This is a genomic window from Brachybacterium sp. JB7 (genome assembly GCF_003335205.1).
Classification (GTDB): domain Bacteria; phylum Actinomycetota; class Actinomycetes; order Actinomycetales; family Dermabacteraceae; genus Brachybacterium; species Brachybacterium alimentarium.
On sequence record NZ_QPGN01000058.1, the window covers coordinates 1 to 308 of the forward strand.

General features: G+C 36.4%; 1 protein-coding gene. It reads left to right on the plus strand.

The features are described 5' to 3' along the window. Positions 1 to 308 (plus strand): DEAD/DEAH box helicase family protein (locus CIK81_RS17925; RefSeq protein ID WP_158542107.1); only part of this gene is annotated, 308 nt, incomplete at both ends.

Consider the following 308-nt stretch of genomic DNA (forward strand, 5'->3'; position numbering starts at 1 on the left):
GGCATACGACAGGGAGTGGTAAAACCCTCACATCGTTTAAAGCGAGTCAAATCTTAGCGCAAGAACCAGATGTTAAGAAAGTGATATTCTTAGTCGATCGCAAAGACCTAGATGGTCAAACTTTAGGGGAATTTAATAAGTTTGAGTCAGATTCTGTTGATAGGACATTCAATACTAAAAAGTTACTCAAACAAATGGATGATCCTACACGGAAACTAATTGTTACGACGATTCAAAAAATGGATAATGCGATTAAATCAGGACATCCAGCAATGGAACGTTATAAAGAAGATAAAGTCGTTTTCATT